The 26,165-nt window shown below is 72.6% G+C and carries 23 protein-coding genes, 1 pseudogene and 1 riboswitch; of the genes and pseudogenes, 8 read left to right on the top strand and 16 right to left on the bottom strand.

Translation table 11 applies throughout. The annotated features are described in order from the left end of the window. Nucleotides 1–22: 22 nt before the first annotated feature. Nucleotides 23–2,179 carry an acyltransferase family protein gene (locus KBX71_RS19235; RefSeq protein ID WP_210819379.1) on the top strand — a complete coding sequence of 719 codons (2,157 nt, stop codon included), beginning with the start codon at nucleotides 23–25 and terminating at the stop codon, nucleotides 2,177–2,179. A gap of 22 nt (nucleotides 2,180–2,201) precedes the next feature. Here the strand turns inward: KBX71_RS19235 and KBX71_RS19240 are convergent, their stop codons facing one another. After that, entirely contained in the window at nucleotides 2,202–3,230 is a 1,029-nt protein-coding gene (locus KBX71_RS19240) for a DNA polymerase domain-containing protein (protein WP_247683732.1), read from the bottom strand. Between the two features lie 52 nt (nucleotides 3,231–3,282). On the opposite strand from KBX71_RS19240, the gene KBX71_RS19245 reads away from it, so the two are divergent. The 3 genes from KBX71_RS19245 (at nucleotide 3,283) to KBX71_RS19255 (ending at nucleotide 6,494) form a co-directional block, all read left to right on the top strand. After that, the gene (locus tag KBX71_RS19245) at nucleotides 3,283–4,014 is read left to right on the top strand and encodes a histidine phosphatase family protein (protein WP_210819380.1); all 732 of its coding nucleotides are present in this window, start codon (nucleotides 3,283–3,285) and stop codon (nucleotides 4,012–4,014) included. Then, nucleotides 3,998–4,867 (top strand): NAD(P)H-hydrate dehydratase, encoded by an 870-nt coding sequence (locus tag KBX71_RS19250; RefSeq protein ID WP_210819381.1) that lies wholly within the window; start codon nucleotides 3,998–4,000, stop codon nucleotides 4,865–4,867. Before KBX71_RS19245 ends, KBX71_RS19250 begins: the two co-directional genes overlap by 17 nt. Nucleotides 4,868–4,948: 81 nt before the next feature. After that, nucleotides 4,949–5,038: riboswitch (ZMP/ZTP riboswitch) on the top strand. A 19-nt stretch (nucleotides 5,039–5,057) separates the two neighbouring features. Then, nucleotides 5,058–6,494, top strand: coding sequence for a glycine hydroxymethyltransferase (locus KBX71_RS19255; RefSeq protein ID WP_210819382.1), 1,437 nt, complete (start codon nucleotides 5,058–5,060; stop codon nucleotides 6,492–6,494). 110 nt (nucleotides 6,495–6,604) lie between these two features. Here the strand turns inward: KBX71_RS19255 and KBX71_RS19260 are convergent, their stop codons facing one another. The 5 genes from KBX71_RS19260 to KBX71_RS19280 all read right to left on the bottom strand — a co-directional run bounded on the left by KBX71_RS19260 (nucleotide 6,605) and on the right by KBX71_RS19280 (nucleotide 11,576). Further along, nucleotides 6,605–6,865 (bottom strand): hypothetical protein, encoded by a 261-nt coding sequence (locus KBX71_RS19260; RefSeq protein ID WP_210819448.1) that lies wholly within the window; start codon nucleotides 6,863–6,865, stop codon nucleotides 6,605–6,607. Between the two features lie 88 nt (nucleotides 6,866–6,953). Then, nucleotides 6,954–8,057 carry an alpha-hydroxy acid oxidase gene (locus tag KBX71_RS19265; RefSeq protein WP_210819383.1) on the bottom strand — a complete coding sequence of 368 codons (1,104 nt, stop codon included), beginning with the start codon at nucleotides 8,055–8,057 and terminating at the stop codon, nucleotides 6,954–6,956. Continuing rightward, nucleotides 8,050–9,012 carry an alpha/beta hydrolase gene (locus tag KBX71_RS19270; protein WP_210819384.1) on the bottom strand — a complete coding sequence of 321 codons (963 nt, stop codon included), beginning with the start codon at nucleotides 9,010–9,012 and terminating at the stop codon, nucleotides 8,050–8,052. Before KBX71_RS19270 ends, KBX71_RS19265 begins: the two co-directional genes overlap by 8 nt. Nucleotides 9,013–9,019: 7 nt before the next feature. Next, nucleotides 9,020–10,231, bottom strand: coding sequence for a cytochrome P450 (locus tag KBX71_RS19275; RefSeq protein WP_210819385.1), 1,212 nt, complete (start codon nucleotides 10,229–10,231; stop codon nucleotides 9,020–9,022). A 67-nt stretch (nucleotides 10,232–10,298) separates the two neighbouring features. After that, entirely contained in the window at nucleotides 10,299–11,576 is a 1,278-nt protein-coding gene (locus KBX71_RS19280) for an SGNH/GDSL hydrolase family protein (protein ID WP_210819449.1), read from the bottom strand. A 312-nt stretch (nucleotides 11,577–11,888) separates the two neighbouring features. Here KBX71_RS19280 and KBX71_RS19285 point away from each other — a divergent pair, with 312 nt between their 5' ends. Next, nucleotides 11,889–13,454 carry an AMP-binding protein gene (locus KBX71_RS19285; protein WP_210819386.1) on the top strand — a complete coding sequence of 522 codons (1,566 nt, stop codon included), beginning with the start codon at nucleotides 11,889–11,891 and terminating at the stop codon, nucleotides 13,452–13,454. Beyond that, complete coding sequence (locus KBX71_RS19290) at nucleotides 13,451–14,674, top strand: MFS transporter (RefSeq protein WP_210819387.1); 1,224 nt, start codon at nucleotides 13,451–13,453, stop codon at nucleotides 14,672–14,674. Before KBX71_RS19285 ends, KBX71_RS19290 begins: the two co-directional genes overlap by 4 nt. A 26-nt stretch (nucleotides 14,675–14,700) precedes the next feature. Here KBX71_RS19290 and KBX71_RS19295 read toward each other — a convergent pair whose 3' ends face one another. Both KBX71_RS19295 and KBX71_RS19300 read right to left on the bottom strand, forming a co-directional pair. Beyond that, on the bottom strand, nucleotides 14,701–15,762 hold the full coding sequence (locus KBX71_RS19295; protein ID WP_210819388.1) for a pentapeptide repeat-containing protein: 1,062 nt from the start codon (nucleotides 15,760–15,762) through the stop codon (nucleotides 14,701–14,703). Between the two features lie 228 nt (nucleotides 15,763–15,990). Beyond that, nucleotides 15,991–16,560, bottom strand: coding sequence for a hypothetical protein (locus tag KBX71_RS19300; protein ID WP_210819389.1), 570 nt, complete (start codon nucleotides 16,558–16,560; stop codon nucleotides 15,991–15,993). A gap of 219 nt (nucleotides 16,561–16,779) precedes the next feature. Between KBX71_RS19300 and KBX71_RS19305 the strand changes: the two genes are divergently transcribed. Continuing rightward, complete coding sequence (locus tag KBX71_RS19305; RefSeq protein WP_210819390.1) at nucleotides 16,780–17,718, top strand: sialidase family protein; 939 nt, start codon at nucleotides 16,780–16,782, stop codon at nucleotides 17,716–17,718. 39 nt (nucleotides 17,719–17,757) lie between these two features. Beyond that, nucleotides 17,758–18,459, top strand: a complete 702-nt coding sequence (locus KBX71_RS19310) for an SGNH/GDSL hydrolase family protein (RefSeq protein ID WP_210819391.1) — start codon at nucleotides 17,758–17,760, stop codon at nucleotides 18,457–18,459. Nucleotides 18,460–18,541: 82 nt separating this feature from the next. Here the strand turns inward: KBX71_RS19310 and KBX71_RS19315 are convergent, their stop codons facing one another. The 8 genes and pseudogenes from KBX71_RS19315 to KBX71_RS33835 form a co-directional block, all read right to left on the bottom strand. Further along, nucleotides 18,542–19,900, bottom strand: a complete 1,359-nt coding sequence (locus KBX71_RS19315; protein ID WP_210819392.1) for a hypothetical protein — start codon at nucleotides 19,898–19,900, stop codon at nucleotides 18,542–18,544. Further along, nucleotides 19,897–20,865, bottom strand: coding sequence for an alpha-ketoacid dehydrogenase subunit beta (locus KBX71_RS19320; RefSeq protein WP_210819393.1), 969 nt, complete (start codon nucleotides 20,863–20,865; stop codon nucleotides 19,897–19,899). The genes KBX71_RS19315 and KBX71_RS19320 overlap by 4 nt, the downstream gene beginning before the upstream one ends. An 82-nt stretch (nucleotides 20,866–20,947) precedes the next feature. Further along, nucleotides 20,948–21,919 (bottom strand): thiamine pyrophosphate-dependent dehydrogenase E1 component subunit alpha, encoded by a 972-nt coding sequence (locus KBX71_RS19325; protein WP_210819394.1) that lies wholly within the window; start codon nucleotides 21,917–21,919, stop codon nucleotides 20,948–20,950. Next, complete coding sequence (locus KBX71_RS19330) at nucleotides 21,916–22,707, bottom strand: DUF3050 domain-containing protein (protein WP_210819395.1); 792 nt, start codon at nucleotides 22,705–22,707, stop codon at nucleotides 21,916–21,918. Before KBX71_RS19330 ends, KBX71_RS19325 begins: the two co-directional genes overlap by 4 nt. Nucleotide 22,708: 1 nt before the next feature. Next, a pseudogene (locus tag KBX71_RS19335) lies at nucleotides 22,709–22,819 on the bottom strand (phytanoyl-CoA dioxygenase family protein); the annotation flags it as partial. A gap of 15 nt (nucleotides 22,820–22,834) precedes the next feature. Further along, a complete protein-coding gene (locus KBX71_RS19340) occupies nucleotides 22,835–24,073 on the bottom strand; it encodes a beta-ketoacyl synthase (RefSeq protein ID WP_210819396.1) in 1,239 nt (412 codons plus the stop codon). After that, the gene (locus KBX71_RS19345; protein ID WP_210819397.1) at nucleotides 24,070–25,686 is read right to left on the bottom strand and encodes a class I adenylate-forming enzyme family protein; all 1,617 of its coding nucleotides are present in this window, start codon (nucleotides 25,684–25,686) and stop codon (nucleotides 24,070–24,072) included. Before KBX71_RS19345 ends, KBX71_RS19340 begins: the two co-directional genes overlap by 4 nt. Next, on the bottom strand, nucleotides 25,683–26,129 hold the full coding sequence (locus KBX71_RS33835) for a beta-ketoacyl synthase chain length factor (RefSeq protein ID WP_307847177.1): 447 nt from the start codon (nucleotides 26,127–26,129) through the stop codon (nucleotides 25,683–25,685). The genes KBX71_RS19345 and KBX71_RS33835 overlap by 4 nt, the downstream gene beginning before the upstream one ends. Between the last annotated feature and the right edge of the window lie 36 nt (nucleotides 26,130–26,165).

Consider the following 26,165-nt stretch of genomic DNA (forward strand, 5'->3'; position numbering starts at 1 on the left):
AATACGCCTTACGCTCCGCGACGTGGTTATCGCAAACGAGTTGTGGACACAGGCCAGGGTCTCCGCCGCCCCGCCGCCACCGCCCGCGTCGGCGACGCCGGCCGGCTCGCGCTCCTTCCGCGGGGACATCGAGGGCCTGCGGGCTGTGGCCGTGCTGCTGGTGCTTCTCGGCCACGCCGGAGTCCCCCACCTGCCCGCCGGCTTCGTCGGCGTGGACGTGTTCTTCGTGATCTCCGGCTTCCTCATCACCGGTCTGCTACTCGAAGAGCTCGACCAGCGGGGACGGCTCTCGCTCACCGCCTTCTACGCCCGACGGGCGAAGCGCCTCCTGCCCGCCGCCGCGACGGTGCTCGTCGCCACCCTCGTGCTGACCTACTTCTTCCTGCCGCGCGGCCGCTGGTCCACGACAGCCTGGGACGTCATCGCCAGCGCCTGCTACGCCATGAACTGGCGGATGGCCGGGCAATCCGTCGACTACGTCGCCGCCAACAACGCCCCGAGCATCGCCCAACACTTCTGGTCCCTCGCCGTCGAGGAGCAGTTCTACCTCGTCTGGCCGCTGCTGCTGCTCACCCTCGGCTGGTTCGCCCGCCGTCGCGGACGGGGTCACCGCGGTCTCTACCTGCTCGGGCTCACGCTGATCGCGGTCCCCTCGTTCGCCTGGGCGCTGTACGCCTCGCCGACCGACCCGTCGGCGTACTACGTCACGACGACCCGGATGTGGGAGCTGGCTCTCGGCGGCGCCGTCGCCGTCACGGCGGCCCGGCTGGGCCGGTCTCCGCGTCTGGTGGCCGTGCCGCTGGCCTGGGCCGGGCTGCTCGCCGTCGGCGCGTCGGCCGCGTTGATCGGCTCGACGGCCGGCTTCCCCGGGTACGCCGCGCTCGGCCCCACCCTCGGCACCGCCGCCGTGATCGCGTTCGGCCCGGCGGCCGGCCGCGCCGGACCTGCGCTGCTGCTGGGCCGACAACCACTGCGCTACGTCGGTGGGATCTCCTACTCGCTCTACCTGTGGCACTGGCCGGTGCTGATCGCCGCGCGGGCGCAGTTCGGGGAACTCGGCGTCGGCGCCGCGCTCGCGGTCGTCGCCGTCTCGACGATCCCCGCCGCGCTGACATACCACCTCGTCGAGAATCCGGTGCGCCGGTCACCGACCCTCACCCACCAGCCATCCGTCGCCCTGCGCGTCGGCGCCGTGTGCACCGGCGCCGCCGCGCTGGCCGGTCTGGCGTTCCAGCTGGCCATCCCCTCGACGGACAGCCCGACCCCCGCCTCGTCGGTCATCATGGGCCAGGTCCCCGGTGCCAGCACGCAGGCGGCGCCGCCGTCCGCGCCCGGCGCCGTGGCTCTCGGCGCCTCGCCCCGCACCAGCCGCGCCGGGGTACCCGTCGACCGAGTCGACTCGATCATCCCCAACCCCGCGGCCGCGGCTCGGGACACGCCACTGTTGCAGCCGACGAAGAGTTGCCACGTGTCGCTGGAATCCTCGACCCCGGAGGTGTGCGTCTACGGCAAGGAGGACGCGCCGACCAGCATCGCGCTCGTCGGCGACTCCCACGGCGACCACTGGGTACCCGCCATGCGGCGCGCCGCGGAGACGAACGGCTGGCGCCTCGCCACCTACACCAAGGGCGGCTGCCCGTTCCTGACGGCCGAGATCCTCCAAAATGATCGGCCCTACACCTCCTGCACAGAGTGGAACCGGAAGGTGCGGGAGGGACTGCTCGGCGGGAACCGCCCCGATCTCCTGATCGTCACCAACGCCGAGTACCCGGTCAGAGGCGAGCCGGGGCGGTCCGCGATGGCCCGCGAAATGAGAAAGACGTGGAGCGACATGGTCGCGGAGAAGATTCCGGTGGTGGTGCTGCGGGACACGCCGCTGCACCTCAACGACATCGCCGAGTGTGTGTCCAAGAACCCGAAACGCCTGACGACGTGCGCCAATCCCCGAGACGAGGCCCTCGGCCGTGGGGGCGGTCCCGCTCAGGAGGAGGCGGCCGACGGGCTCGCCGGCGTCCGTCTGGTCGACCTGAACGACTGGATCTGCCCCGCGGACCGCTGTGCCCCCGTCATCGGAGGCGTCCTCGTCTGGCGCGACGCGCACCACCTGACCGCCACCTACTCGGCGACTCTCGCAGGGCCGCTGGGCACCGTGCTCAAGCCCGTGATCGCCGCGCTGTGACCTCGACGGTCGGGCGGAAGGCTCACCGCTCGGGCGGGGCCTCCAGGCCGTCGCGGTCGGCCAGTTCCAGCAGTGGCTCCAGCGAGTGCCGGTCACCGTCCAGGCCGGCGTGCGGGTCGCCGCGCTCGGCGAACCGGGCCGGCATGCTGAGCACGTCGAAGTCCTCCGGGCGGACCTGGTCCAGCTCCGACCAGTCCAGGGGCGCCGAAACCAGCGCGGCCGGTGTGGGACGGATCGAGTACGCCGAGGTCACCGTGTGGTCCCGGGCCATCTGGTTGTAGTCGACGAAGACCGGCCGGTCCCGCTGCTCACGCCACCAGGTGGTGGTGACCAGGTCCGGCAGCCGGCGCTGCATCTCCCGGCCCAGCGCGAGCACCGCCCGACGGCAGTCACCGAAGCTCCACCGCGGCTCGATCGACAGGTAGATGTGCAGGCCCCGACCGCCGGTGGTCTTCGGGTAGCCGGTCATGCCCAGCTCGGCGAGGAACGCCCGCACCTCGTGCGCCACCGGCACCACCTGCTCGAAGCCGACGCCGGGCATCGGGTCCAGGTCGATGCGCAGCTGGTCGGGACGTTCCACGTCGGCGGCGGTGACCGGCCACGGGTGGAACCGCAGGGTGCCCAGGTTGGCGGCCCAGATGACCACCGCCAACTCGCTCGGCGCGACCTCGTCGGCCGTGCGGCCACTGGGGAAGGTGATGTGCGCGGTCCGCACCCACTCGGGCGCTCCCGCCGGCAGGCGCTTCTGGTAGAACGCATCGCCCCGGTTGGTCTGCCGGGTGGCGATCGTCGCGCCCTCGAAGACGCCGCGGGGCCAGCGTTCCAGCATGGTCGGCCGATCCCGCAGCGCGCGCAGGATGCCGTCACCCACCGCCAGGAAGTAGCGGACCACGTCCAGCTTGGTCAGCCCCCGCTCCGGAAAGTACGGCTTGTCGGGGCTGGAGACGCGGACCAGCCGCTCCCCCACCTGGATCTCCTCCGCCGCCGTGGCCACGCCACCGAGGGTACGACCTGCGCCCACCCCGTACGCCCACCGAGCGGACTTCGGCATGGCGGATCACCGGACACGGTTACCGTCGACGGCGCCCGGGTAGGGGGGCGGCATGGCGGAACTGGCAACCCTCTGGATCGTCCGGCACGGCGAGAGCACCGCGAACGTCGCGGCGACGCGGGCCGAGGCGTCGGGCGCGGAGCTGATCGACCTCACCCACCGCGACGCCGACGTGCCGCTCTCCGCGACCGGCGAGGATCAGGCTCGGGCGACCGGCAGGTGGCTGGCCGACCTGCCGGACGCGAAGCGCCCGGATGTGGCGGTGGTGTCGCCGTACCTGCGCGCGGTGCAGACCTCCCGGCTGGCCCTGGCCGGCACCGACATTCCCGTCCACCGCGACGAGCGGCTGCGCGATCGGGAGCTGGGCATCCTCGACGGGCTGACCGGGCACGGGGTGCGGCGGCGGTACCCGGACGAGGCCGACCGTCGGGAGCGGTTGGGCAAGTTCTACTACCGGCCGCCGGGCGGGGAGTCCTGGACGGACGTGGCGTTGCGGCTGCGGACGCTGCTGGGCGACCTGCGCCGCGACCACGAGGGTTGCCGGGTGCTGCTCTTCGGACACGACGCGCTGGTCTTCCTGCTTCGCTATCTGGTTGAGGGGCTGACCGAGGACGAGCTGATGGCGCTCACCCGGCAGGACGTGATCGCCAACTGTTCGATCACCGAGTGGTCGGCGGACGGCGAGGAACGACTGAGGCTCACCGCCTTCAACGATGTCGAGCACCTGCGTCAGCAGGGCGCCCAGCCCACCAGGGAGGACGAGATCCATGCCGAGCCGGTCTGAGGTGAAGGTGATCACGCCGGGGCTGCTGCGGGACTGGGCGCTGCCGGTGCCGGTCGGCGGAAAGGAGAGCCGGGGCACCGTGCTGGTGGTCGGCGGCTCCCGCTTCACGCCGGGCGCGGTGCTGCTCGCCGGGGTGGCCGCGTTGCGCGCCGGCGCCGGGGTGCTCCAACTCGCCGCCGCCGAGTCCACCGCCGCCGCCCTGAGCATCCAGGTGCCCGAGGCGCTCGTGGTCGGTCTGCCGGAGACCGCCGACGGGGCGGTGGCCGCCGACCGCGACGGCCAGCTCGGCGAGCTGGTCGCGCAGGCCCACGTGGTGACCCTCGGCCCCGGCCTGAAGGCGATCGACGAGACCAACAGCCTGTTGGGCCTGGTCCTGGAGGCGGCCCGTCCGGACACGTCACTGGTGCTCGACGCGTACGCGCTCGGTGCGCTCAGCCACGCACCGGACCTGCTGGTCGGCTCGGGTCGGCCCGTGGTGCTCACCCCCAACGTCACCGAGGCCGGGCACCTGCTCGGGCGGGACCCGGGCGACGACCTGGACGCCGAGGCGGCCGAGTTGGCCGCCCGGTACGAGGCGGTCGTGTCGCTGTACGGGCACGTGGCCGCCCCGGACGGGCGGGGTTGGCGGGAGGAGAGCGGCGACGCCGGGCTGGGCACCTCCGGCAGCGGGGACGTGCTCGCCGGGCTGCTGGCGGGGCTGCTGTCCCGGGGTGCCGACCCGGCGCAGGCGGCCTGCTGGGGCTCGTTCGCGCACTCGGTGAGCGGCCAGCGGCTGATCCCCCGCTACGGCCGGATCGGCTTTCTGGCTCGGGAACTGCTCGACGAGATCCCCCGCACCCTGGCCATGGTCTGATCGGACCCAGGCCCTTCGTCGAACCTCGGCAGAGCTCCGCTGGAGGCCGGCCCGAACGGCCAGACCCGGCCCGGTAGGATCGGCGCAGGCCGTTACTGGCGCGTGGGGATGGACAACCATCGGGGAGCGGCCTCGTCACGTGGACGTTTGCCGAGCGCCTGGGCCTTCCCGCACGTCTGTTGGAGGTCGCATGTCGCGCAACGCCGAGTCCACCGCATTCCGTAGTGCCCTTGAGGTGATCCGGGCTGTCGAGCCGCGGGTGGCCGACGCCATCGGCGCCGAGCTGACCGACCAACGGGAGTCGCTCAAGCTGATCGCCAGCGAGAACTACGCCTCCCCGGCGACCCTGCTGGCCATGGGCAACTGGTTCAGCGACAAGTACGCCGAGGGCACCGTCGGCCGCCGCTTCTACGCCGGCTGCCAGAACGTCGACACCGTCGAGGCGCTCGCCGCCGAGCACGCCCGGGAACTGTTCGGCGCCGCGCACGCGTACGTGCAGCCGCACTCGGGCATCGACGCCAACCTGGTCGCGTTCTGGGCGGTGCTGGCCGACCGGGTGGAGTCCCCCGCCCTGAAGAAGGCCCAGGTCCGTCAGGTCAACGACCTCACCGAGGCCGACTGGTTCGCCCTGCGCCGCGAGCTGGGCAACCAGCGGATGCTCGGCATGTCGCTGGACGCCGGCGGCCACCTCACCCACGGCTTCCGGCCGAACATCTCCGGCAAGATGTTCGACCAGCGCAGCTACGGCACCGACCCGGCGACCGGCCTGATCGACTACGACCGGGTGGCCGAGGCCGCCCGCGAGTTCAAGCCGCTGATCCTGGTGGGCGGCTACTCGGCGTACCCCCGGAAGGTGAACTTCCGGATCCTGCGGGAGATCGCCGATTCGGTCGGCGCCACCTTCATGGTCGACATGGCGCACTTCGCCGGCCTGGTGGCCGGCAAGGTGTTCACCGGCGACTTCGACCCGGTGCCGCACGCGCACATCGTCACGACCACCACGCACAAGTCGTTGCGCGGCCCGCGCGGCGGCATGGTGCTCTGCCAGCCCGAGCTGGCCGACCAGGTGGACCGGGGCTGCCCGATGGTGCTCGGTGGGCCGCTGCCGCACGTGATGGCCGCCAAGGCGGTCGCGCTCGCCGAGGCCCGCCGGCCCGACTTCGCCGACTACGCCCAGCGGATCGTCGACAACGCGCAGGCGCTCGCCGAGGGGCTGCTGAGCCGGGGCGCCACGCTGGTCACCGGTGGCACCGACAACCACCTGGTGCTCATCGACGTGTCCGGGTACGAGCTCACCGGCCGGCAGGCCGAGCAGGCCCTCCTCGACTCGGGCATCGTCACCAACCGCAATTCGGTCCCGCAGGACCCGAACGGGGCCTGGTACACGTCCGGCATCCGGGTCGGCACCCCAGCGCTGACCACCCGGGGCCTCGGCGCCGCCGAGATGGACCAGACCGCCGAGCTGATCCACACCGTGCTGACCCAGACCACCGCCGGCGCCAACGCCGACGGCACCCCGTCGAAGGCGAAGTACAACCTGGACGCCGGCCTGGCCGACAAGGTCGCCCGCCAGGCCACCGACCTGCTGGCCACGTACCCCCTCTACCCCGGCATCGACCTGACCTGAGCCGCCGATCCCGTCGATCATGGAGTTGTGGTGCCCGATCCGGGCTGGTGCGCGACTTACGTCCACCACCACAACTCCATGATCGACGCGGGAGCGCGTGGGGGCGACCGTTAGACCATGGGGCGCTTGAGGTGGTAGCGGTGGACTTCGGTGCTGCCCTGGACGTTGTTGACGTCCTCGGCGGCGGAGACCAGCTCCCACCCCTCCCGACCGGCGCGGTTGAGGTGCGCGATGGCGGTGTCGCCGTAGGCGGTGATGTCCTTACGTGACCCGTCCGGCGCGTACCAGACGAACGAGACGTGAAAATTGCGGCCCTGTCCCTGATAGCGACGGACGAGCAGGGCGTACTCCCAGGCAACCATGCGGCTTATTATGACCGTCCACCCAGGACGGCGGCACTCGGGTCGTCGCGCATTGCCATCCGATGAACGCGCTGTGTCAACCCGCCCGGCGCACCGCTCACCCCACCCCGAGGGTGCGCAGCTCGCCGGCCGCCACCGTGTCCGCGCAGCCGGCCAGGGTGAGCGCGTCGGTCAGCTCGGCGGCGAGCAGCGCCAACGCGTCCCGGGCGGCCGATTCGCCACCGGCGGCCAGCGCCCAGAGCAGCGGCCGGCCGACCAGCACCCCGGCCGCGCCCAACGCCAGCGCCCGCAGCACGTCGGTGCCGCCCCGGATGCCGCTGTCCAGCAGCACCTGGCAGCCGTCCCCGACCGCGTCGACGACCTCCGGCAGCATGGTGACGCTCGCCGGTGAGCCGTCCAGTTGCCGCCCGCCGTGGTTGGAGACGACCACCGCGTCCGCGCCGACCCGTACCGCCTCGGTCGCGTCGCGCGGGTCCAGCAGCCCCTTGACCACCAACGGCAGGTCGACCCGCTCGCGCAGCCACGCGAGGTCCGCCCAGCGCAGCGCCGGCGCGAACGACGCGGCGGTGTGCGCGGCGATCGCGGACACCCCGGGGGCACCGGAGTGCGCCAGCGCGTCGCGACCGTCGGGGAGGTTCGCGGCGACCACCTCGGCCGGCAGCCGGAACGCGTTGCGCAGGTCCCGGGGACGTCGACCGAGCACCGGGACGTCCACGGTGACCACGAGCGCCCGGCACCCGGCCGCGACGACCCGGTCCAGCAGGTCGCGGACGAGGGCCCTGTCGCGCAGCCAGTAGAGCTGGAACCAGACGTCCGCGCCCGCCCCGGTGACCTGTTCGATGGGTGTGCTGCCCAGCGTGCTCGCCAGGTACGGAATCCCGGCCGTGCCGGCCGCCGCCGCCAGGCCCAGCTCTCCGTCCGGGTGCACCAGTCGCTGGTACGCCATCGGCGCCACCCCGACCGGCATGGCGTACCGACGGCCGAGCAGCCGGGTGCCGAGGTCGGCAGTGTCCACGCCGCGCAGCACCCGGGGCAGCACCGCGACCCGGTCCAGTGCGTGCCGGTTCGCGGCGAGGGTCACCTCGGAGGCGCTGCCGCCGGCCAGGTAGTCCCACACGTCCGGCGGCAGCAGGGCCCGGGCGCGATCGGCGTAGTCGGCGAGCGACACGGCCGGCAGGTCGGTCAGCACCCGCTCACCCATCGCCCGGGCCTGGCGTGGCCACCGGCTCGGCCGCCAGACCGAAGCGATCGCGGAGGAACGCCGCCGCGCTCCCCTGCGCCCGCCGCCCGTCGGCGAAGGTCGCCGGCATGGCGAAGAACCCGTGGATCATGCCCGGGTAGTGCTCCAGCCGGGTGGACACACCAGCGTCGCGCAGCCGCTCGGCGTACCGCCGCCCCTCGGCGTGGAGGGGATCCAGTTCGGCGGTGATCACCAGCGCCGGCGGCAACCCGGACAGGTCGTCGGCGAGCAACGGGGAGGCCAGCGGATCCCGTGCGTGGGCCGGGTCGGCCAGGTAGTGCGTCCGGTACCAGACGATCGAACGGCGGTTGAACAGCGCCGGGTCGTCGTCGCCGGCCGGTTCGCCGCTCTGGTCGGTGTTCGGATAGACCAGCAGTTGCGCGGCGAGTGGGGGCCCGTCGGTCCGGCTGAGCAGGGTGACCGCGGCGGCCAGGTTCCCGCCGGCGCTGTCCCCTCCCACCGCCAGTCGGGTCGGGTCCACGCCCAGCCGGTCGGCGTGCCGGGCGACCCAGGAGGTGGCGGCGTGGCAGTCGTGCACCGCCGCCGGGAAGGGGTGCTCCGGGGCGAGGCGGTAGCCGACGGTGATCACCTGACAGGGGACGGCGTTGGCCAGGCGTCGGCAGATGCCGTCGGCGGTGTCGATGCTGCCGAGCGTCCACCCGCCGCCGAAGAAGTAGAGCAGGGTGGGCAGTGGCCCCGAACCGGCCGGCCGGTACACCCGCAACGGTAGTTCCCCGGCAGGGCCGGGGATCCGCTCGTCGCGTACCTCGGTCACCGGCTCGACCGCGCCGCCGCCGGCGCGGATCGCGGCCAGGTCCGCGGCGCGCGCCTCGGCAAGGGTCTGCGCGTACAGCGGCGGGGTGCCGGCCGCGGCACGGGCCGCACGGTACGCCGCCACCTCCGGGTGCAGGGCCATCTCGCTCCTATCCACAGGTGCTAACCAGTAACTTGTCGATACCGCGCAGGAACAGGCTGCCGCTGTACGTCGGCGCCTCGGTGACTGTCAGCGCCGGGAACCGGGCGAACAGCCGGGGCAGCGCGAGGCGACCCTCCAACCGCGACACCGCCGCGCCGAGGCAGAAGTGCAGACCCACCCCGAAGGCCAGTGACGGAGGGCCGGGACGGGTCGGGTCGAAGGTGTCCGGGGCCGGGAAGCGGGCCGGGTCCCGGTTGGCCGCCCCGATCATGATCAGCACATTGTCGTCCTTCGCGACCGGCGCGCCGTGCAGCACGGTGTCGGCCGGCGCGGCGCGCGCCAGGAAGTGCACAGGGCTCGCCAACCGCAGCACCTCGTCGACGCAGCCCTGCGCCAGCGTGGCGTCGGTGGGCAGCGCCGCGACCGTCTCCGGGTGCGCCAACAGCAACGGCAGCCCATTGCTGAACATGTAGACGGTGGTGACGAAGCTGGCGTTGAACAGCACGATCAGGTTGCTGACCAGCTCCTCCTCGGTCAGCTCCACCTCCCCGGAGTCCAGCGCCTCGACCAACCCGCTGAGCAGGTCGTTCCCGGGCACTCGACGGCGGTGCTCAAGCAGCTCCCGATAGAAGACCCGCAACTCCCGCGCGGCGGTGTTTGCCGCGGCCAGCCGCTGCGGGGTCTTCCCCGCCACATCCAGGAACTCGTCGATCCACTCCACCCGCTCGCGGTACCACGGCAGGTCGGCGGCCGGAATACCGATGAACTCGGCCATCACCAGGGCCGGGATCGGGTACGCGAAGTCGGCCACGAAGTCGACAACGCCCTCCCCGGCGTCCGCCATCCGGTCCAACAGCTCGTCGACCACCCGCAGGATCACCGGTTCCAGAGCACCGAGCCGGCGCGGCGTGAAGGTGCGGGAGAAGACGTGCCGCATCCGCGTGTGGTCGGGCGGGTTGACGAACATCATCGAGGTTTGGAAGGTACGCAGGATCTCCTGCTCCTCCCAGCCCGGCGGCGGCTGTTTCGTCCACTCCGGATCACGCAGCAACTCGTCGATGAGGTCGTAGCCGACCGCGACGGCGGCCACCGTACGGTGCTCGGCGCGCGCCGGCACCGCGCTGATCGGGCCGAGCCGGTGCAGCTCGGCGTACCACGGGTACGGGTCCTGTCTGCCCTGTTCGCTGTACAGGCCGGTGAGTATCTCCTCCACGTCCACGGCCAACTCCTCCCCAGGATGTCGGTGGCCGGGGACGACGGGGATCACCCGCCGCCCCCGACCGTTGTCACAGGTCGAGCAGCCGCAGCGGCACGGCGTTGGCCAGTGCCTGGTTGCCGACGTCGTTCGGGTGGATGTGGTCTCCCGAGTCGTACGCGGGCAGCAGTTGGCTGGGCCGGGCCGGGTCGCGCAGCACCCGGTCGAAGTCGAGCAGCCCGTCGAACTCCCGACTGCCGCGCAGGTACGCGTTCACCGCCTGGCGGGTGGCCTCCTTCTGCGGCGTCCACACGCCCGGCGCCCCGTGTCCCTCGTACGGTGTCAGCGTGGCCACCAGGCTGGTCAGCCCGCGCTGCTGGAGCTGCTGGTTGATCTGCCGCAGGGTGCCGATGATCGCCTCGGGTGAGTCGTTCGACATCCAGATGTCGTTGATGCCCAGGTGGGTGACGACGGTACGCACCCCGGTCTGCCCGAAGACGTCCTCGTTGAGCCGGGCCGCCGCGTTCGGGCCGAGCTGGTAGTAGCCGGGGTAGTTGCCGTCGCCCGGTTCGGTGCCCTCGTGGTTGAGTCGGTTGCCGGCCAGGCTCAGGTTGAGCACGCCCGGGGTGCGCTTGTCCGGCCGGTCGGCGAGCAACCGGTCGGAGAGCAGGTCGGGCCAGCGCCGGTTGGCGTTGACGGTGCTGCCGTTGCCGTCGCCGATGGAGTCGCTGAGCACGACCAGCGCGCCGGGGCTGCCCTTGCGCTGCACGTCGACGCCGGAGAGGAAGAACCAGCAGCAGGTGGGGCGGGTGGTGAACCCGGCGCCCTCGGCCGCCCCGGTCAGGTCCCCCGCGCCGATGAAGTTGGCCTGCTGCGACTGGCCGTGGAAGGTGGTCGGGCCGGTCGGCGTCGGGAAGTGCACTGTGACCACCAGGTCACTGTCGTCCGCGACCGGGAAGGCCAACGGGTCGCTGAGCAGTTCCGCGCCCCGGTTCATGGTCGTCGTGGTGGCGCCGGTGAAGGTCAGCGGGCGCACCGACGCCGCGTCGATGTCGGAAAGGTCGTCGGGGGTCGCGGTGTTCGGCCGGGCGACGGTGGCGCGACCGACAGTGATCGCCTGCTCGCCGTAGAGGTTGCTCAGGCGTACCCGCAGCGCCGGGCCGCCCACCGAGACGTGCACGATCATCCGAACGCTCTGGTCGTTGAGACCGGTGTTGGTCAACCCGACCGAGTTGCCCCGGGTGACAGCGGTGGCCCAGCTGCCCGCCCACTCGGCGCGCTCGGGTCGGCCGGCGGCGGTGCCGGACGGACCGGCGCTGGCGACGACGGCGGGCGCGCCGGCGACCAACAGCGCGGCCGCGGCGGCGATGACATGCCATCTCTTCGGGGTTGCCGTTGCCATGGAACCTCCATCGTGTGGCAGCCCAGGGCCGTCCGCTGACGGCGCCCGTCTGGACGATGGTCCAGAAACCTAGCCGCCGCCGCTGACGGGCGTCAATCAACCTGATCGACGCGATCAAATGTCCGGCGGGCCGCTCGGATCGCCCGTCGGCACGGTTCCGACCAGCCGTTTCCGGCCTAGGCTTCCAGGCGGCGGCGGTGCGGTCGCCCAAGCGCGCCACCGTCGCGTCGTCACCGGGAGCTGCCCGGGACCGCCGCTTTCACGGATGGGGGCTGCCGGATGACTGACGGACCCGGGCACACCACTACCTACGTGGACAGGGTGTTGGACCTGTTCGCCGAGTTCGGTGACCGGGAGGCGTTGGTCGGCGCCGATCAGCGACTCACCTACACCGAGGCCGCCGCGCGGGTTCGGGCGATGGCCGCGACGTTGACCCGGCACGGCGTACGGCCCGGGTCGGCGGTGCTGGTGACCGTCGCGAACGCGGTGGAGGGTCCGCTGCTGCAACTCGCCCTGCACCTGCTCGGCTGCCGGACGATGTGGGTCGCCCCGGTGACCGCGCGCCGGGAGGTCGACGAGTTCATCCGGTTGGCCCGCCCGGACGCCCTGGTCTACGACGCCCGGGACCGGGCCGGTCTGGGCCCGGAGCTGGCTGCCGCGCTGCCCGGCACGCCGGTGTGCTGTCTGGGTGCGGGCGGCGCCGGCCCCGACCTCACCGCCGACACCGACGCCGACGTGTCGGACCTGCCGGTGTCAGTGCCGGCGCCCGAGTCGTTCCTGCAGACCAGCGGCACCACCGGAAGCCCCAAGCTGGTGCACCACCGGGAGGGTTTCTACGCCCAGATCCTCGCCCTGGCCGCCGACTTCCGCGCCGCCGGGTTCCCCCTGTTGCGGCACCTGTCGCACTCGCCGATGTGGCTGGCCAGCGGGCAGATCACCACATTGTTCAACCTGTTCACCGGCGGGGTGCTGTTCCTGCGCGACGACTGGGACCCGGTGGCCTTCGTGGACACCGTGCAGCGGGAACGGATCAACTCGACCTTCGTCACCCCGCCGATGCTCTACGAGGTGCTGGACCACCCGGCGCTGGTCGGGGCGGACTTCTCCGCCATGTTCATGTTCAACGTGGGCGCCGGGCCCGCCGCGCCCGCCCGGCTGCGCCAGGCCATCGCGCGGTTCGGCCCGGTGCTGCGCATCGTGTACGGCCTCAGCGAGGCGGTCGTGATCACCGCGCTGCCCGGGCTGACCGACGATCCGGAGCATCCGGATCGGCTGCGCTCCTGCGGGAGACCCTACGGCGACGTCCGCGTCGAGATCCGCGACGACGACGGCGCCGTGCTGCCGACGGGCCGCGACGGCGAGGTGTGGGTGCACACCCGACTGAGCTTCGCCGGCTACCACGGTCAACCGGAGCTGACCGCGCAGACGCTCGTCGACGGGTGGGTGCGGACCTGCGACATCGGCCACCTCGACGACGACGGCTACCTCTACCTGGTCGACCGGGCACACGACATGATCGTGACGCATCGACGGAACTGGGCGATCTTCTGCCGCCCCATCGAGGACGTGCTGGTCGGGCACCCGCAGGTACGGGCCGCCGCCGTGATCGGCGTACCGGACGAGACGGTCGGCGAGGTCCCGTACGCGTACGTGGTGCTCGGGCCGGGCGCGACGGTCACCGGGGCGGAGCTGATCGACCTGGTGACCGCCGACCTCAACGAGATGTGGGCGCCGGCCGCTGTGGAGTTCCTCGACCGGTTGCCGGTGAACCGGTCGATGAAGGTGGACAAACGGGCACTGCGCGAGCGGTACGCGGCCCGTCGGGCGGCGGCGGTCGGGGCGTGACCCCCCGCCGACAACTGGTCGTCCTGGTCAGCGCGGACCTGATCTCCAACCTGGGCACCCGCATCTCGGTGGTGACCATTCCGTGGTTGGTGCTGGTGACCACCGGCAGCCCCACCAAAATGGGCCTCGTCGCGTTCGCCGAGACCCTGCCGTACCTGCTGTCCAGCGCGTTGGGCACACCCTGGGCGGACCGGATCGGCCTGCGCCGTACCTCGATCCTCTGCGACGCGGGCAGCGCGGTGGCGATGGTCGTCGTCGCGCTGACCCCGTGGTTGGGCTTCGCCCCGCTGGTGGCGCTCGTCGCGGTGGCCGGGGCGCTGCGAGGCATCGGCGACCGGGTGAAGCACGTGATGTTCCGCCCGGTCGCGGAGGCCGCCGGGGTGCCGTTGATCCGGCTGACCTCCGCGTACGACGGGCTCAGCCGGGTGGTGACCCTGTTCGGCGCCGCCGTGGGCGGCCTGCTGATCGCCGCGTTCGGGGTGACCGAGGCCATCCTCATCGACGCGGCCAGCTTCGGCGTCTGCGCCCTGCTCATCGGCATCCTGGTCCGCCCGCCGGCCGCCCCGACGCGACCCGCCCAACCGGAGAGCTACCTGCGCGCGCTGCGGGGCGGCTTCAGCTACCTGGGCCGGGATCGACCGCTGCTCGTCATGCTGATCGTCGTGTCGGCGCTGAACATGGTGGCCAACGCCAGCGTGGCCGTCTACATCCCGGTCTGGGTGGCCCGGGAACTGCACGGCCCGAGCGGGCTCGGCCTGGTGCTGGCGGCGTTCTCGGCGGGCGCACTGCTGGGCAACCTGGTGTTCACCGCGCTCGGGACCCGGCTGCCCCGGCGGCTGACGTTCCTGGTCGGCGCGCTGGTCGCCGGCACGCCCAGGCTGGTGGCGCTGGCGATCAGCGACGAGCTGCCGGTGGTGCTCGTGGTGACGTTCCTGTCCGGAATCGGCATCGCGGCGGTCAACCCGCTGCTCGGTGCGGCGCTCTACGAACGGGTGCCGGCGGAGCTGCAGACCCGGGTGATCGGCATCTCCGGTTCGGTGGCCTTCGTCGGGTTGCCGGTCGGCGCGCTGCTCGGCGGCTGGTCGGTGGATGCCCTGGGGCTCACCCCGGCCCTGCTGACCATGGCGGCCGTGTGCCTGCTGGTCACCGCGTACCCGCTGCTGACCAGGGCGTCCGGCCCGGAGACGCCGGCCCGACCCACCCCCGTCACCACACAGTGACCGGCCCAAGCCTGCCTCGCGAGGTCCTACCGCACCGCTGCCCACTCTGCCCGACGGGCCCGGCACTCGGGATCGTTGCGGTGGGCGTCGGCTGCCGGCCGGTTCACTCCGGGCGGCAGGCGCGTCTGGTCGCCCACGACAGCGCACTGGATGTTCCAATCCGAGAGCAGCCTCGCCCGCTCGACGTTCGCCTCAGTCAGAACAACGCCGAGCAGGTCGACGCCGAACAGGTCCGCGCCCGTGAGGTCCGCGCCGGTCAGGTCCGCGTCGGTCAGGTCGGCGGCGGACAGGCCCGCGCCGGTCAGCACGGCAAAACGCAGGCTCGCCTCGACCAGGCTCGACCCGGTAAAGGTGGCGTGGTCCAGTCGCGCCCGGTCCATCTGCACGTCCCGCAGGTCCACCCCGCTGAGGTTGGCGCCGCGCAACTCCGTGCCGATCAGTTCGACGTCGGTCAGGTTGGCGCCGGCCAGGTCTGCGTCGGTCAGGTCCGCATCGGAGAGGTTCGCCCCTTCCAGATTCGCCAGCCCCAGATCCATCCCAGCCAGGTCGATCCGGCGCAGGTCGGTGCGGGACAGGTCGACGCGGGTCAGATCCGGCCGGTCGCTGAGCGAGTCACTGTCGCCGAGTGCGGCCAGAGCGGCGTGGATGTCCACCGGGGGCGGTACCCGGGTGTCCTTGACGGAGGCCGTCCCCGTGGCCTCGTCGGTGCGAGCGGAGGTCGGAGCGGCCGCCCCGCCGACGGAGTGGACGCGGACGAACGCCGACAGGATCTCCACCACGGCAGGACGATCAGCCGCAGAATCACGCATGATCCGTCGCAGGGCGTAGATGGCACCCAGGCGCACGTCCACCTTGTCGGCGCCGGGCTGCCCCAACTGTTCGATCGACGCGGTGAAGCGGTCGGTGATCTGCCCCTGCGCGGTGAGGCTTCGCTGCTCTCGGTCGGCCTCCTGTTGCGCACGGTTGGCGGCGTTTGTGACGTACAGCCCGACGGCGAGGACGATCACCGACAGGATGCTCCCCAGGCCGAGCAACCGTTGCCACGGGTCCGGTCTGAGCTCCAGGGAGGCGCTCGGGGCCAGCTCCAACCGGGTTGTCGACGGTCGGCCAGGGCGTAGGGCGCGCGGCGCGACGATAGCCGGCCGAGGCCGTCTGTCGCGCGTCGGGCGGCCGGGGGCTGCGGTGGGGGCACCGGTACGCCAGGCGACGCGGACGGCGGCTAGTCGAGCGCGGATGGTCGCCACGACCTCCATTTGACTCGACCTCCGCCACTCCTGCTGTCAGCCTCTTCCTGACGCCGCGAACCGGTTTGCCCGTCAGTGCCCGGCCGCAGCCGGGGTGGCGTGTTCGGTACGGCAGCGCGGGCAGCGCAGTCGCGCCCCCGCGGCCGTTCGGGGCACCCGGAGCCGCTGCCCGCAGCCGCAGGTCAGCACCGGCGCCCGCAGGTATTCGTCCCGCTCCCGGCGTGGCCACCGGCCGTGGCAGCGGGCGCACCACTTCGGTGGGTAGCTGTGGTAGTGGGCCAGGCCGAACGCGCCCGCGATCATCAGCGCGGCGGGGACCACCAGGCCGAGTGGTGCGAGCAGCGCGGTGGGCACCCCGCCGACGCCGTCGGACACCAGCACGGCGACCACCGTGAGCACGACCACCGGCAGACCGAGCAGAGTGAACCCGAAGCCCCAGGCGAAGGCCAGCAGGGACGGCAGGAACATCCACATGCCGCCGGACGCCCACCGGCGGACCCCGTACCCGCCGCAGCGTGGGCAGTTCGGCGAGGCGCGGTGCGGCACGGCCCGCAGCGTCTTCGGCGCCAACCACTGGACCAGAAGCTTGAGGATCTCCTCGACCAGTTTCGACGCGAGGGACTGAAGGAACGAACCGAGCATGCAGTCACCTCCCTCGCCGACGGATTCTGCCCTCAGCCCACCGCCCATCGTGGTCGGTGGGTGCCAACAGCCCACCCCAGCGCGCCGACGTCGCGTCGTCCGCGACGCCAATCCGACAGAGCCCGCGTTGTTCGTCGGACGTTCGGCTGCTGGCCGTGTGGGCGTCGGCCGGGGACGGCTAGCGTCGGCCGTCGTCACCGCACCTGGAGGCTGCCGCGTATGCCAACGTCACCCACCCGCCGCCGCGCCGCCGAGGTCATCGCCGTGCGCCGGATCGGCGACAGCGCGCCGCACAGCGCGTTCACCGACCTCGTCCGGTACGCCGGGAGCTGGTTCTGCGCCTTCCGGGAGGCCCGGACCCACCTCAGCGACGACGGCGTGCTCCGGGTGCTGACGTCGACCGACGGCCGGTCCTGGACCTCCGCGGCCGTCATCGCGCAGGCCGGCACCGACCTGCGCGACCCGCGCTTCGTGACGCGACCCGACGGGCGGCTGCAACTGCTGGCGGCGGCCGCCACCGGTGAGGCCACCAAGACGTTCCAGACGGTGACCTGGCTCTGCGCCGACGGGCACACCTGGGGCGATCCGGCCCCGGTGGGCGAGCCGGGCGTCTGGGTGTGGCGGGCGGTCTGGCACGACGACGCCATGTACGGCGTCGGCTACGCCACCCGGGAGCCCAGGTTCGCCCGGCTCTACCGCAGCATGGACGGGATCGACCTGCGGCCCTGGGTGCCGACGCTGTTCGAGGACGGGTACCCCAACGAGTCCGGTCTGGTCTTCGACCCGGACGGCACCGCCCGGTGCCTGCTGCGGCGGGACGGGGGCACCGCGAGCGCGCAGCTCGGCCGGGCCGTTCCGCCGTACCGGGACTGGACCTGGACCGACCTGGGTGTCCGGGTGGGCGGGCCGACGCTGCTCCGGCTGCCCGACGGGCTGCTGCTGGCCGGGGTACGCCTGCACGACGGCGAGGTCCGCACCGCGATCTGCGTCGTCGACCCGGACCGGGGCGAGCTGTCCGAGCTGGTCGCGCTGCCGTCCGGTGGGGACACCAGCTACCCCGGCCTGGTCTGGCACGACGACCTGCTGTGGGTCAGCTACTACTCCTCCCACGAGGGACAGACCCACGTCTACCTGGCCGAGGTCAGGCTGACCGTCTGATCCTGGCCGGGGCGCCCGCCGGTCGGCTAGCGTGCCCGCATGCCATCGACGCTCACCGAATCGACGGACCCGTACTGTCTGCGCCCCGGGGAGGCCGCCGAGCTGCTGCACGGGCACCCGTGGCGGCGGTTCGTGGCACTCGGCGACAGCGTGGTGGAGGGCATGTGTGAGCCGACACCGGGCTACCCGGACGTGCAGTGGGTCGACCGGCTCGCCGTCGAGCTGACCGCAGTGCGCCCCGAGCTGGCGTACCGGAATCTGGGTCGACGCGGGCTGCGCGCGCACCAGGTGCGGGCCACCCAGCTCGCCCCGGCGCTGGCCTTCGCACCGGACCTGGCGCTTGTCGTCTGTGGCGGCAACGACGCCTTCCACAGGGCGTACGACGCGGAGGCGGTGGACGCCGAGCTGACCGCGATGATCACCGCACTGCGCGACGTGGGCGCCGACGTGATCACCGTGGGCATGTTCGACGTCTCGCACAGCCCTGCGGTGCCCGAGCACATCCGGCCCGGCCTGGGCGAACGCATGCGCCGCCTGTCCGCCCACACGGCAAACCTCGCCGAACGCCTGAGCACAATCCACGTGCACCTGACCGACCATCCGCTGACGGCCGACCCCACCCTCTACAGCACCGACGGCCGCCACGGCAGCGCCCGCAGCGACGCCATAGCAACAGCCCAAACCCTCCGCACCCTCTCCCCCAACCCCCACCCCCACCCCAACCCCGGTCGACCCCGTTGATCATGAAGTTATTGCCACGACCCCAAGCCGTGCCGGAGCGCCATAACTTCATGATCGACGAAGGTCAGAGACTGGGCCGGGGTCAGTCGGTTAGGAGGATTCCGGTTAGGAGGACGCCGTGGGCCAGGTTGAGGATGCCGTCGCAGCCTGGGTAGCCGACCCTCGCCAGGCCGCCGGAGGCTTGGCGGCCGAACAGGTACGGGGCCAAGGAGTACGGGACGTCGGCGGTGACCGTGTCGCCGGTCTCGATCTGGACGAAGTCCATCGGCACCCGGTCGGTCGGCAGGTACTCCTGCAGGATGGCGCCGCCCTGGTCGACGGCGGCCCGCACACCGTCGGCCCAGTCCGCCGCGCTCAGCTCCGGGCCGAGCAGCACACCGTGCCCGGCCGAACCGTCGGCCGGTTTCGCCACGAGCGTGGCCTGCTCGGCGATGGCCCGGTCGAGCACCGCGGCGGTCAACGGCACCGTGTACGGCACGTGTCGGCGGATCAGCGCCTGGTCGTTGGCGGGCAGGTCGTCCACGTCCTCCCACAGCCAGCCGAACGTGGTCTTGTTGCCGAGCAGCCAGGCCGCCGCCGACACGAACATCGGTAGGGTGCCGGCGGCGAGGGCCAGGGTCACCGCGTCCAAGCCGGCGGTCGGGGTGACCCGGTTGGGCACGAACAGCCGGAACAGCGCGTCGACCGGCGCGCCGTCGACGACGAGGCGGTTGTCGGCGTCCACTGTGGCGGTGGACACCGGGGCGATGACCAGGTCGATGCCGAAGTCCCGGGCCCGGACGGCGAGGGGGTCGAGGATCCGGATGAAGGTCTGCGGGTCGTCGAGGCCCGGGTAGTCGGCGTCGAAGTCCATCAGCAGCGCCACCCGGGCGCCCTCGGGCAGCCGCAGCTCCTCGCGGATCGCCACGAACCTCTGATCGAGCAGGGACGGCGCGGCCCGCACCGGCAGGTCGTCGAGGATGCCCTGCTCCCGGTAGAGGCGCGCGAACCGCTGGATGACGGTGTCGGCGTCGAACCCGCCGCCGAGGCTGCTGTCGATGTTGTACTCGACGAACTTGGGCACCCCGGCAGAGAAGATCACATCCGGCCGGTACGCGGCCAGCAGCGCCTCGGTCAGCGGCTCGGCCTCGTCCAGCAGCCTGGTCTCCCCCGTCGGTACGCCGAGCAGCCGGCGCAGCTCGCCGGCGGTGCCGGCCCGACGACGGCAGGTGTCGAGGATGAGTTGGGCGAGCCGGTCGCAGACCTCGTTGAGTTCCCGCCAGGCGTCGGCGGTGAGGACCGGGGGGCGGGCCAACCGCCACTGCTTGTTGTAGGTGGCCCGGCCGTGGAAGACCTGCTCCCAGGCCGCCGCCCCGCTGGTCACCATGGCCCGACGGGCCGGTTCCGGCAGGTCGGTCCAGGCCCGGTCGGCCGCCGGCCACGGATAGTTCGGGTCGATCATGACGTGTCCTTCATGGTCAGGTGGATGGCGGTGGCGAGCTGGTCCCGTCCGGGCTGGACGGCCCGGTCCAGTGCCGGGGCGAACGGCAGCACCGCCCCGTCCGGTCGGGTGACGCGGCGCGGCGGGGCGAGCAGCCGGACCCGTTCCACCACGCTGGCGATGATCTCGGCGGCCATCCCGCAGGAGCGGTTGGCGTCGTCGAGCACCACGAGGCGTCCGGTGCGGGCGACCGACTCGGTGAGACCGTCGATGTCGAACGGGTACAGGGTGCGCGGGTCGAACACCTCCACCGAGACCTGGTCGGCCACCTCCTCGGCGACCGCGAGCGCGTCGTGCACCAGGTGCCCGATCGCCACCACTGTCACGTCGTCGCCGAAGCGGTGGATCCGTCCCCGGCCCAGCGGCACCGGCGCCAGGTCGTCGACGTCGTCGCGCAGGTCCATCGCACCAGCGGGGGCGAACACCACCACCGGGTCGTCGTGGCGGATCGCGGTAACCAGCAGCCCGTACGCGTCGGCCGGGGTGGCCGGCACGACGGTGACCACGCCGACGTGGGCGAACAGGCTGTACGGGTGGTCGGAGTGCTGCCCGGCCCACCCGGTGCGCGAACCGGAGCCGGGCACCAGGTAGGTGACGGGAACACTGCACTGACCGCCGGTCATCAGCGGGAACTTGTGCGCGTGGTTGACGATCTGCTCGAAGACCAGAAACAGCAGCGACGGAATCTGGAACTCCACCACCGGCCGCAGCCCGGCCAGCGCCGCCCCCGTGGCGAAACTGGTGAACGCCTGCTCCGACAGGGGGGTGTCGCGGACCCGTTCGGTCCCGAACCTCTTGGCCAGCCCGGTGGTCACCAGCGACGCCCCGACCTGGACGTCCTCGCCGAGCAGGAACACCGCCTCGTCGCGCGCCAACTCGTCGGCGAGGGCCCGGGTCAGCGCCCGCCGGTACGACAGTCGGGGCACCTCAGCCACCTCCGGTGTGCAGGGACATGCAGCCACCTCCGGTGTGCAGGGACATGCAGCCACCTCCGGTGCGCAGGGACATTCAGCCACCTCCGGTGCGGGCGGTCAGGCCGCTGGCGTACAGGTAGGTCAACGCGTCGGCCGGGTCGGGTTCGGGGCTGGCCAGGGCGAACCGCACCGCCGCGTCGACTGTCGCCTCGACCTCGGCGTCCACGGCGGCGCGGTCGGTGTCGGAGAGGCGTTCACCCTGGATGCGCACCGGGTCCCGGGCCCGACCACGGGTCACCTCGTCGGGCGGGCGGTAGTCGAGGCGTACCGCGTGTTCGAAGGTGTGGTGGGCGTCGAAGCGGTAGGTCCGGGCCTCGATCAGCTCGGGGCCACCGCCGGCGCGCATCCGGTCGACGGCGGCGGCCGCGGCCACGCGTACCGTCTCGGGGTCCTGGCCGTCGACCTGGACGGCCGGGAGGTCGAACGCGGCGGCCCGGCCGGCGATGCTGCCGGCCACCGCGCCGGCGACCGGCATGGTGGTGGCGTAGCCGTTGTTCTCGCAGACGAACAGCACCGGCACCCGCCAGAGCGCGGCAAGGTTGAACGCCTCCAGCAGCATCCCCTCGTTGACCGCGCCGTCGCCGAAGAAGCTCACCCCGACGGTGTCGCGGCCCCGGCGGCGGTGGGCCCAGACCGCGCCCGTGATGATCGCCCCGGAGGCGCCGACGATCGCGTTGGCGCCGAGCACCCCGATGCTCAGGTCGGCGGCGTGCATCGAGCCGCCCCGGCCGGCGTTGAGGCCGGTGACCCTCCCGCACAGTTCGGCGAGCATCCGGGCCGGGTCGGCTCCGCGGGCCAGCACGTGCCCGTGGCCACGGTGGGTGCCGGCGAGCACGTCGTCGGCACCCAGCGCCGCGCAGACGCCGGCGGCGATCCCCTCCTGACCGAGGTACGGGTGGATGCCGCCGACAATCTGCCCGGCGTGGACCAGTTCCACCGCCCGTTCCTCGAACCGGCGGATCAGCCGGACCGTGCGGTAGAGCCGGACCGGGTCGTCGTCGGTCACGCAGGCCCCTTGATGGCGGCCAGGATGTCGTCCCAGAGCCGGGCCCTGGCGGCGAGGGCGGTGTTGACCGTGTCGGCGCACTCCTGCCACTTGGCGTCGTCGTCGCCGCACAGGTCGGCGAGCATCTGCATGGCCATCGGGGTGTGCTGTTCGCCGTCGACCTCGATGTGCCGCTCCAGGTAGTCGACGAAGGTGTGCAGCCGGTTGCTGCGCTCGTTGACCGAGACGACCTGGGTGAACATGTCCGGGATCAGGTCCTCCCGGCCGAACGCGAAGGCCGCGGCCTGGCAGTGCACCGGGGTGGACTCGATGATCTGCCAGGTGGTCGCGGCGAACCTCGCCGACGCCTGCGGCACCCCGGCCTCGGCGAGCGCCTCGGTGACCGGTCGGCCGGCGCGCAGCAGGTCGATGAGGGCGTTCACCGCCGTGGTGTCCGCGCCGGCCTCGGCCATGCCCTGCACGTACAGCTCGAAGTGGCTGATGTAGCCGCCGTCCAGCTCGTCGCTCTCCTCGACCATGACGATGTCGTTGATGAGGCGGCGGCTACCGGTCGGGCCGGTCGGGATCCACGGAACGGTGACGCAGGTCAGCTGCCGCTGCAGCGACTTCAGCAGGGACATGAAGTCCCAGACCGCGAAGACGTGGTGCTGCATGAAGGTGACGAGCGCCTCGTGGGTGTCGAGGTTGGCGTAGAGCGGGTGCTTGACCACGGCGTCGCGCCGGTCGGTCACCGCCCGCTCCAACCGCTCGATGCCCGGGTGCGTCTTACCCCAGTCGTACCGTGACATGTCAACCTCCCTGCTGGGCGCGGTGGCGCCAAATGATCGGGCAGTAGTCGGGGTCCGCGTGGTCCGGCCGCCCGTCGTGGGTGCGGCGGACCAGCACGTCGTGGTTGTACGCGGGGTGCAGCCTCGATCACCCCCTCGCCTCGGCGACGCGGGCCAGCAGCAGGCTCACGTTCTGGCCGCCGAACCCGAACGAGTTGGTGACCGCGTACTCCAGGTCGGCCTTGCGGGGTGTGCCACGGATGTGGTCCGCCGGGCAGTCCGGATCCGGATCGTCCAGGTGGTACGTCGGCGGCAGGAGCCCTCGGCCGAGCGCCATCGCGGTGGCCGCCGCCTCCAGCACCCCGGACGCGCCCAGCAGGTGCCCGCTGAGCGCCTTGGTGGAGCTGACCGGCACACCGCCGACGCCGAAGACGTTGGCCAGGGCGGTGGTTTCGGCGATGTCACCGAGCTTCGTGCCGGTGCCGTGCGCGTTGACGTAACCGACAGCCGCCGCCGGCACACCGGCGCTGCGCAGCGCCCGGCGGATGCTGGCCGCCGCGCCGGCGCCGTCCGGGCGGGGCGCGGTCGGGTGGTACGCGTCGGTCGTCGCTCCGAAGCCGGCCACCTCGGCGTACCCGGTGACGCCCCGCGCCGCGGCGTGCTCGGCGTTTTCGAGTACCAGCAGCGCGGCGCCCTCGGACAGGACGAACCCGCTGCGGGAGGTGTCGAACGGCCGGCTCGCCCGGCTCGGGTCGGTGCCGGCGCGCGCCAACGCCCGCGCGTTGCCGAAGGTGTCGGCGAAGGTCGGGAAGAGCGGCGCCTCGCTGGCCCCGCACAGCACCACGTCGACCTCCCCGGTCGCGATGAGCCGCACCCCGTCGGCGATCGCCTGGGCACCGGAGGCGCAGGCGGTGCCGACCGACGAGCTGTAGCCCCGGATGCCGTGCGCGATGGCGATCCGCGCCGCCGGCATGTTCGGCAGGATCCCGGTGAGCAGGTACGGGCTGACGGCCGACCGACCCCGGGCCGCCCGGGCCAGCACCTGCGACTCCAGGGTGGCCATCCCCCCGACCCCGCCGACGATCACACCGATCCGGTCGGGGTCGACGTCGCGGCCCACCTCGATGCCGGCGTCGGCGAGGGCGTCGGCGGCGGCCAGCAGGGCGAGGACGACGACCCGGTCCAGCACCCGGGTCTCCGGCCCGGACATGACGGTCCGCGGGTTGATGTCGGGCAGCAGGCCGGCGACGTCCAGCGACTCCCTCGCCGGATGCCCCTCCGGTGGGCGGGTCAGCCCGGACCGGCCGGTGGTCAACGCGTCGAAGGTCTCCTCGACGCCCCGCCCGACCGGGGTGAACAGACCCATCCCCGTGATGAAGGCGGTCATGAGTTCGCCTCGGTGAGGTAGCGCTCGCGCAGGACCACCTTGCGGACCTTGCCGGTCACGGTGACCGGGATGTCGGCGGAACGCACCGGCACGACCCGGCGCAGCGTCGCGCCGACGTCCGGGCCGAGGGCGGCGCGGACCCGCTCGGTGCGGTCCTCGGCCTCGTCGGCGCCCGCGGCCAACTCCAGCAGCACGTCGGTGACCACCGCGCCGGCCTCGGCGACGATCACCACAGTGCAGTCGGTGACGTCCGGGCAGGCGGCGAGGATCCGTTCCTCGGACAGCGCGGTGTAGAAGCGCCGCCCGGCACCGGCGTCGACCGAGTCCACCGCCCGGTCCAGGTGGTAGTAGCGGCCGTCGGCGTCGGCGCGGACCAGGTCACCGGTGAGGTACCAACCCCGCTGGCGGAAGCGGTAGGTGGTGACCGAGTCGTTCCAGTAGCCCCGGAACAGCGACGGCGAGTCGATGCCCAGGAAGCCCACCTCGCCGACCGGCACGGGTTCGCCGTCGGCGTCGAGGACCGCGACCTTGGCGAACTGGTACGGGCGGCCGATGCAGCGGCCGTACCTGTCGGTGTCGGCGCGATGGGTTATGTGGAACATCGAGTGCCCCATCTCGCTGGAACCCAGCCCGTCGATGAAGACCGACCCGGGCACCTTCGCCACCCCGTCCCGGGTGACTGTGTCGTGCCAACCGACCGCGACGAGGCGGCGGATGTGCGGTTCGTGAGAGGCGTCACCGGTGTTGAACCACAGCCGCACCGAGTCCAGGTCGTACCCGGACAGGTCGAAGCGGGCCAGCTCCACCCAGGTGACCGAGAAGCCGAACACCCCGTCGGGACGCCAGCGTTGGATCGCGTCCAGCACCCGCTCGCCGCCCTGCTCGGACAGCAGGAACATCTGCGCGCGGTTGCCCAGCGCCTGGTTGACCATCAGCACCGTGGCGGTGTGTGGCGCGGGCAGCGCGTTGAGGATCCGGCTGGTGCCCTGCGCCTGCGGCATGGTGAGCAGGTGCCGGGTGGCCGCGAAGAGGCTGGCGTGCGAGTGCAGCACCGCCTTGGGCACCCCGGTCGTACCGGAGGTGTGGGTGATCACGATCGGGTCGTCCGGGTGGTGCCGGTAGTGCTCCGGGGCCGTGGCCGGGTCACCCGTGCCGGCCTGCGCGGGGGTGCCTAGCAGCGGTACGCCCAGGTCGTGCCCGGCCAGCAGCGCGGTGTGCGCGTCGTCGGCCAGCACACCGATGCCCCGCAGGCGGCGGATGTACTCGGCGGCGATCTCCGGGCGGAGTTTGCCGTTCATCAGCGCCGGGATCGCCCCGAGCCGGGCCAACGCCAGGAAGCTGAGCACCATGTCGGCGGCGGCGGTGGCCCAGACGGCGACCGGGTCGCGGGGGCGTACCCCGCGCTCGTGCAGCCAGGCGGCGCGGGCGGCGACCCGCTCGTCGAGCCGCCCCAGCGTCAGTGGCGTCTCGGCGGGGTGCCCGTCGACGGCGGTGTCGAAGGTCAGGCCGGGCCCGTCCGGGTCGGCGCCGTGCGCCAGTACCCGGGCCAGCACGTTGCCCGCACCCAGCTCGGTGTCGGCGGCCAGTGTGCCGCGCAGTCCCCGTGTCCTCATGGTCGTGCTCCTCCCCCCAGCAGCACCGCGACCGCCTCGGTCGGCCGGTCGGGTGCCTGTTCGATCAGGATCAGCAACACCTCGTCGGCGTCACCGTCGTCGCGCAGCAGGTCGGCCTCGGCGACCCCGTCGGTGTACGGGTCGCCGGTCGGGCTGAGACAGACCACCGGGCCGCGCAGGTCCCAGCGGGCCGCGAGGTGCCCGGCGACGCTGTTGGGCACGGACTGGAAGAAGAACAGCGGGCCGACCCGCCCGCCGGCCTCGACGGTTGCCCGTACGTGCTGGGCGCTGGCGAGGTCCCCACTGGCGCTGACCAGCACGATCCCCGTCCGCACCCCGGCGGGCACTCCCTCCGGCCCGTACCCCCGACGCAGACACCGCTCGGCGACGGTCACCACCACGGGCGCGAAGTCCGAGTGCACAAACCCCGGCACCCTCGCCACCGCGCCGTCACCCTCAGGCCACCAGGCCCGCGCCCT

Source organism: Micromonospora sp. D93, from assembly GCF_018070365.1.
Lineage (GTDB): Bacteria > Actinomycetota > Actinomycetes > Mycobacteriales > Micromonosporaceae > Micromonospora > Micromonospora ureilytica.

Coding starts and splice junctions, on each gene's coding strand:
- KBX71_RS19240 (WP_247683732.1), bottom strand. CDS start 3,230: ATGCCGAAGTCCGCTCGGTGGGCGTACGGGGTGGGCGCAGGTCGTACC.
- KBX71_RS19285 (WP_210819386.1), top strand. CDS start 11,889: ATGACTGACGGACCCGGGCACACCACTACCTACGTGGACAGGGTGTTG.
- KBX71_RS19250 (WP_210819381.1), top strand. CDS start 3,998: ATGCCGAGCCGGTCTGAGGTGAAGGTGATCACGCCGGGGCTGCTGCGG.
- KBX71_RS19305 (WP_210819390.1), top strand. CDS start 16,780: ATGCCAACGTCACCCACCCGCCGCCGCGCCGCCGAGGTCATCGCCGTG.
- KBX71_RS19265 (WP_210819383.1), bottom strand. CDS start 8,057: ATGGGTGAGCGGGTGCTGACCGACCTGCCGGCCGTGTCGCTCGCCGAC.
- KBX71_RS19345 (WP_210819397.1), bottom strand. CDS start 25,686: ATGAGGACACGGGGACTGCGCGGCACACTGGCCGCCGACACCGAGCTG.
- KBX71_RS19330 (WP_210819395.1), bottom strand. CDS start 22,707: ATGTCACGGTACGACTGGGGTAAGACGCACCCGGGCATCGAGCGGTTG.
- KBX71_RS19270 (WP_210819384.1), bottom strand. CDS start 9,012: ATGGCCCTGCACCCGGAGGTGGCGGCGTACCGTGCGGCCCGTGCCGCG.
- KBX71_RS19255 (WP_210819382.1), top strand. CDS start 5,058: ATGTCGCGCAACGCCGAGTCCACCGCATTCCGTAGTGCCCTTGAGGTG.
- KBX71_RS19310 (WP_210819391.1), top strand. CDS start 17,758: ATGCCATCGACGCTCACCGAATCGACGGACCCGTACTGTCTGCGCCCC.
- KBX71_RS19315 (WP_210819392.1), bottom strand. CDS start 19,900: ATGATCGACCCGAACTATCCGTGGCCGGCGGCCGACCGGGCCTGGACC.
- KBX71_RS19340 (WP_210819396.1), bottom strand. CDS start 24,073: ATGACCGCCTTCATCACGGGGATGGGTCTGTTCACCCCGGTCGGGCGG.
- KBX71_RS19245 (WP_210819380.1), top strand. CDS start 3,283: ATGGCGGAACTGGCAACCCTCTGGATCGTCCGGCACGGCGAGAGCACC.
- KBX71_RS19300 (WP_210819389.1), bottom strand. CDS start 16,560: ATGCTCGGTTCGTTCCTTCAGTCCCTCGCGTCGAAACTGGTCGAGGAG.